The following is a 6,022-nucleotide window of genomic DNA, read 5'->3' as shown; positions in this document are numbered from 1 at the left end:
GGCGAGGGAGCTTGCTCCCGCTGGACTGCGCAGCAGTCCCATTCTTGGGGCCGCTTCGCGGCCCGGCGGGCGCAAGCTCCCTCGCCACAGGTTAGTTTTTGTTCTTTCCAGTGCTTGACTGACCCGCGTTAGGAAAAGCCCATCCTCGTTTTTTCCATTCATCCGCGAAATTGTTTCAAAACTTGACGGCCTCCCATTCATCCACCATATTGATAGTTAGCAAACTAACTGTATGCGAACTATCCAGTGCCTCAATCCCTCGAACAACTCCAGATGAACCTCAGCAGCAGCATGGTGGTGGGCGCCCGTAACTGGCGCAAAATCTGCCAGACCACGCTGGTGAGCTACGGTATTTCCGAAGCCTGCGCCGTGCCGCTGTTGATGATCGGCCGCCTGGGCGACGGTGTGCATCAGGTAAAAGTCGCCCAGGCGTCGGGGATGGAAAGCCCGTCGCTGGTGCGCCTGCTCGACCAACTGTGCAACGGCGGCTACGTGTGCCGCACCGAAGATATCCACGACCGCCGCGCCAAGGCCTTGAGCCTCACCGAGCGTGGCCGTGAGCTGGTGCAGGCGGTGGAGGTGCAACTGGTGCGCCTGCGCAAGGAAGTCCTCGCCGACATCGCGCCCGACGACATGGCCGCCGCCTTGCGCGTGCTGCGCGCCTTTGAGGCGGCAAGCCTTTGAACGGATTTTTCAGCGGCTTCCCGCCGGCCCGCGACTGGTTCTACGGCGTGCGCACCTTCGCCGCCTCGATGATCGCGCTGTACATCGCCATGCTCATGCAAATGCCGCGTCCGTATTGGGCGATGGCCACCGTGTATATCGTCTCCAGCCCGTTTGTCGGCCCCACCAGTTCCAAGGCGCTGTACCGCGCCATCGGCACCTTGATGGGCGCGGCGGCGGCGGTGTTTTTTGTGCCGATGTTTGTGCAGTCGCCCTATGTGCTGGTGGTGGTGATTGCCTTGTGGACGGGCATTTTGCTGTTCCTCTCCATGCACCTGCGCACCGCGAACAACTACGCGCTGATGCTGGCCGGCTACACCTTGCCGCTGATCGCCTTGCCGGTGGTGGATAACCCGCTGGCCGTGTGGGACGTGGCCGAAGCACGTACCGAAGAGATCTTCCTCGGCATCGCCGTGGCGGCGGTGGTCGGCGCGATGTTCTGGCCACGGCGCCTGATGCCGGTGTTCGACGGCTCGGTGAGCAAGTGGTTTGCCGACGCCCAGGTCTACAGCCAGCGCTTTTTGACCCGCAACGTCACGCCGGAAGAAGTCAGCAGCCTGCGCGGCGGCATGGTCGCCACCTTCAATACCCTGGAACTGATGATCGGCCAGTTGCCCCACGAAGGCGCGCGGCCGCAGACGGTGCGCAACACCAAGGAACTGCGCGGGCGCATGATCCACCTGTTGCCGGTGGTGGAGGAACTCGACGATGCGCTGTATGCCGTCGAGCAGCGTGCGCCGCAGTATCTGGAGCAACTCACGCCGCTGCTGGAGGCGGCCAGCCAGTGGCTGCAAAGCAGTGCAAAAGACGCTTCGCTGGACAGCTGGCGCGTCCTGCGTGATCAGGTCGAAGCCCTGCAACCGGTTGGCGAAGCGCTGGACGAACGCCCCACGCTACTGTTCTCCAACGCCCTGTACCGCCTCGGCGAATGGATCGACCTGTGGCAAGACTGCCGCAGCCTGCAAGCCGCCATCGCCTGCGAAAGCCAGGTCACCTGGCGCGCCGTCTACCGCCACTGGCGCCTGGGCCGGCTCACGCCGTTCCTCGACCGTGGCCTGATGTTCTATTCGGCGTTTCCCACCGTCACCGCGATCATCGTCGCCTCGGTGCTGTGGATTCTATTGGGCTGGACCGACGGTGGCAGCGCCGTGATCCTGGCCGCCGTGGCCTGTAGCTTTTTCGCCTCGATGGACGACCCCGCGCCGCAGATCTACCGCTTCTTTTTCTGGACCGCGATGTCGGTGCTGTTTGCCAGCCTCTATCTGTTTCTGGTGCTGCCCAACCTGCACGATTTCCCGATGCTGGTGCTGGCGTTTGCCGTGCCGTTTATCTGCATCGGCACCCTTACCGTGCAGCCGCGCTTCTACCTGGGCATGTTGCTGACGCTGGTGAACACCTCGTCGTTCATCAGCATCCAGGGCGCCTATGACGCGGACTTCCTCAACTTCGCCAACGTCAACCTGGCCGGGCCCGTGGGCCTGTTGTTTGCCTTCGTGTGGACGCTGATCGCGCGGCCTTTCGGCGCCGAACTGGCGGCCAAGCGCCTGACCCGTTTCAGCTGGCACGACATCGTCGGCATGACTGAACCGGCAACGCTCAACGAACACCGCCACCTTGCCGCGCAAATGCTCGACCGCCTGATGCAGCACCTGCCGCGCCTGGCGATCATCGGCCACGACACCGGCGTCGCCTTGCGCGACCTGCGGGTGGCGCTGAACCTGCTCGACCTGCTGGCCTACTCGCCGCGCATCCTCGGTGTGCCACGGGTGCTGCTCAACCAGGTGGTCGAAGGCGTCGGCGGTTACTTCAAGGCCTGCCTCAAGGCCGGTGAACGCTTGCCCGCGCCGAGCGGTCTGCTGATGACCCTCGACCGCACGCGCCGCGCCCTCAACGGCCAGGGCCTGCAAGACGAAGACGACACCCGCGTGCACCTGCTGCACGCGCTGGCCGGCCTGCGCCTGGCGCTGTTGCCTGGCGTGGAATTCATTGGCGGCACCGAGCAGGAAGCGCCGCTACCCGATGGAGCGCCTTTATGATCGGTGATCTGGATATCAGCGGGGTGTTCCTGCCCACGCTGCTGGTGCTGATGGGCATTACGTACGTGTTGTTTCTGGTGGTGCACGGGTTGTTGACCCGGCTCCACTTCTACCGCCTGGTCTGGCACCGGGCATTGTTCAACGTGGGGCTCTACGCGCTGTTGCTGGGCGCGGTGGACTCACTCAGTCGATACCTGATGACATGAAAAAACCCTTTTTGACCATCGGCCGTGTAGTCCTCACGTTGTTGATCGTGACCTTTGCGGTCGTGGTGGTGTGGCGCATGGTCATGTACTACATGTTTGCGCCCTGGACCCGCGACGGGCACATCCGTGCCGACATCGTGCAGATCGCCCCCGACGTGTCCGGGCTGATCCAGCAAGTCGACGTGCGCGACAACCAATTGGTGAGCAAAGGCCAGGTGCTGTTTGCCGTCGACCAGGACCGCTTCAAGCTGGCCCTGCGCCAAGCCCAGGCCGCCGTGGCCGACCGCCAGGAAACCCTGGCCCAGGCCAGCCGCGAATACAAACGCAACCGTGGCCTGGGCAACCTGGTGCCGAGCGAGCAGCTGGAAGAAAGCCAGTCCCGCGTGGCCCGCGCGCAATCGGCCCTGGCCGAAGCCCAGGTGACGGTGGATTCGGCCCAGCTCAACCTCGACCGCTCGGTGATCCGCAGCCCGGTGGACGGCTACGTCAACGACCGTGCGCCGCGCAACCAGGAGTTCGTCACCGCCGGGCGCCCGGTGTTGTCGGTGGTGGACAGCAATTCCTTCCATATCGACGGCTACTTCGAAGAGACCAAGCTCGACGGCATCCACGTCGGCATGGCGGTGGATATCCGCGTGGTCGGCGACAACGCCCGCCTGCGTGGACGTGTGCAAAGTATCGTCGCCGGTATCGAAGACCGCGACCGCAGCAGCGGCGCCAACCTGTTGCCCAACGTCAACCCGGCGTTCAGCTGGGTGCGCCTGGCCCAGCGCATTCCGGTGCGGATCGCGTTTGAAGAGGTCCCGGCGGACTTCCGCATGATCGCCGGGCGGACGGCCACCGTGTCGATCATTCCCGACACGGTCAAGAACGGAGAGCAGCCATGAAGCAACGGCTGGCCATTGCCGCGCTGGGGCTGATGCTGTCGGCCTGCCAGGCGGTGGGCCCGGATTACACGCTGCCGAATGAGGCAGCGGTCAAGCGCGGCGACCTGCAAGGGCCAATCGCGGGCGAGGGCAACAACGTGGTGTCGGCGCCCGTGCCGGCGGATTGGTGGAAGCTCTATAACGACCCGCGCCTGGATGAGCTGGTGCGCCAGGCCATGGCCTCCAACACCGATTTGCGCGTGGCCGCCGCCAACCTGCAACGCTCGCGTTATCAGGTGCAACAGGCCGAATCCGCCGGCGGTTGGAATGCCGGCGTGAAAGCCGAGGCCCAGCGTTTGCAGGAATCCGGCGAGGCGTTTTTGCTCGCGGATAAAGTCCCGGTGGCGAATATCGGCAGCGTGGGCATCAGCACCTCGTATCAGTTCGACTTGTGGGGCACCTTGCAACGCGGCATCGAAAGCGCCCAGGCCAGCGCCGACGCCGCCCAGGCTGCCGCCGATATTGCGCGCATCACCCTGGTGGCGGATGTGGTGCGCTCCTACACCCAGGTGTGCGCGGCCAATGAAGAACTGGCGATTGCCAACGAATCCCTCGACCTGCAAGGCCAGAGCACCAAACTCACCCAACGCCTGCGCGACGCCGGGCGGGGCGATGAAACCCAGGTGACCCGCTCGCAGACCCAATACAAATCCTTGCGCGCCGACATGCCGCGCTACGAAGCCGCGCGCCAGGCGGGTTTGTTCCGCCTGTCGATGCTGCTGGCCAAGCCGCTGGACCAATTGCCGGCCGGCACCGGCACCTGCGCCGAGCTGCCGCATATCGCCCAGTTGCTGCCCGTGGGCGACGGCGCCGCGCTGCTCAAGCGCCGCCCCGATGTGCGCCAGGCCGAGCGCCAACTGGCCGCCGCCACCGCCCGCATCGGCGTGGCCACCGGTGCGCTGTACCCGGACATCAGCATCGGCGCCACGGTGGGCACCGTCGGTATCCTCGACAACCTCGGCACCGCGCCCACCAACCGCTGGGGCTTTGGCCCGCTGATCAGCTGGACCGTGCCGACCAACGGCGCCCGCGCGCGCATCCACGAAGCCGAAGCCGCGACCCAGGGCGCCCTGGCGCATTTTGACGGCGTGGTCCTCAACGCCATCCGCGAAACCCAGACCGGCCTGGCGCAATACACCGCGCAACTGCAGCGTCGCGACGCCCTGAACGAAGCCGGCGAGTCGGCCAAGGAAGCGGCGGACCAGACCCACCGCTTCTTCCAGGCCGGCCGCGCGTCGTTCCTCGCCGACCTGCAAGCCACGCGCACCTACACCGATGTGCGTGCGCAACTGGCGGCGGCGAACACCCAGGTTGCCATGAGCCAGATCGACTTGTTCCTGGCGTTGGGCGGCGGTTGGGAAAGCGGACGAACGCAAGCGGCGTCGGCCAGCAAACCCTGAGCTTATAGCTATGCTTTGTCAGGTGAGTCGCCGTGACGATTCACCTGACACTGCTCGCGTTTGCTCATGGGGATTCCAATAATGAAAAACCCTTATGCTCCCGCTTTCTGGTGCGTGTTCTTCGCACTGGTGTTGTTATCGGCTGCCTACTTCTACGGCGTCATGCTCGCTCACCAGATCGACAAGGCCATGGTGTTTCTCGACAGCGCCTGCCTGGTGATCGGCACCTTGTCCATCGGCGTGGTGGCCTGGGCGTCCTACCAGAACCAGCGGGTGAAGCGAAAACTGCTCGAACAAGGCAAGACCCGCGTGGCGATCTGGGACACCAAGGTGGCGCTGCGCCGCGTCGAAACCGTGTTCGACCGCTATTTCTGGGGCAGCTACTGGCAGCCGGGGCGCACCTTCCAGGAAGTCATGGGCGAACTCACCGGCACGCCCCTGGAAAAAAGCCTCGAAGCCTTGAAAAAACAGTGCGTGGCGTTGGATCAGCAAGTCGCCGACGGTAGGCATTGGCTGAATAATGCGCGTGAATTGTCCGACGTCGCCACGCAAATGGCCCGTGAACGCTACCAACTGGACTTCTGCGACCCCAAGGCCGACACCCCGGGCAACGCCGTGATACACCGCGAGTTTGAGGTGCTGGTGTACACCTGGACGGCGCGGTTGAAGAGTTTCGATCACCAGCTCGATGAGATTGAATCGGAATATTCGTGAACCATCTGCTGACCTGA

6 protein-coding genes are annotated in these 6,022 nt (G+C 64.3%); all 6 read left to right on the top strand.

Going from position 1 to position 6,022, the window contains the following annotated elements; all coding sequences use genetic code 11:
- Positions 1–273: 273 nt before the first annotated feature.
- The 6 genes from B348_RS0127380 to B348_RS0127355 all read left to right on the top strand — a co-directional run bounded on the left by B348_RS0127380 (position 274) and on the right by B348_RS0127355 (position 6,005).
- Positions 274–684 carry a MarR family winged helix-turn-helix transcriptional regulator gene (locus tag B348_RS0127380; RefSeq protein WP_017739213.1) on the top strand — a complete coding sequence of 137 codons (411 nt, stop codon included), beginning with the start codon at positions 274–276 and terminating at the stop codon, positions 682–684.
- Positions 681–2,759 (top strand): FUSC family protein, encoded by a 2,079-nt coding sequence (locus B348_RS0127375; protein WP_017739212.1) that lies wholly within the window; start codon positions 681–683, stop codon positions 2,757–2,759. Before B348_RS0127380 ends, B348_RS0127375 begins: the two co-directional genes overlap by 4 nt.
- A complete protein-coding gene (locus tag B348_RS0127370) occupies positions 2,756–2,965 on the top strand; it encodes a DUF1656 domain-containing protein (RefSeq protein WP_010214247.1) in 210 nt (69 codons plus the stop codon). The genes B348_RS0127375 and B348_RS0127370 overlap by 4 nt, the downstream gene beginning before the upstream one ends.
- Positions 2,962–3,852, top strand: coding sequence for an efflux RND transporter periplasmic adaptor subunit (locus tag B348_RS0127365; protein WP_017739211.1), 891 nt, complete (start codon positions 2,962–2,964; stop codon positions 3,850–3,852). Before B348_RS0127370 ends, B348_RS0127365 begins: the two co-directional genes overlap by 4 nt.
- Positions 3,849–5,291 (top strand): efflux transporter outer membrane subunit, encoded by a 1,443-nt coding sequence (locus B348_RS0127360; RefSeq protein ID WP_017739210.1) that lies wholly within the window; start codon positions 3,849–3,851, stop codon positions 5,289–5,291. The genes B348_RS0127365 and B348_RS0127360 overlap by 4 nt, the downstream gene beginning before the upstream one ends.
- Positions 5,292–5,372: 81 nt before the next feature.
- Positions 5,373–6,005 carry a hypothetical protein gene (locus tag B348_RS0127355; RefSeq protein ID WP_026137109.1) on the top strand — a complete coding sequence of 211 codons (633 nt, stop codon included), beginning with the start codon at positions 5,373–5,375 and terminating at the stop codon, positions 6,003–6,005.
- The last annotated feature ends 17 nt before the right edge of the window (positions 6,006–6,022 follow it).

Source organism: Pseudomonas sp. CBZ-4 (assembly GCF_000346755.1).
Lineage (GTDB): Bacteria > Pseudomonadota > Gammaproteobacteria > Pseudomonadales > Pseudomonadaceae > Aquipseudomonas.
The sequence above is the reverse complement of the archived record's forward strand: the minus strand, read 5'-3'. Positions and strand labels throughout refer to the sequence as shown.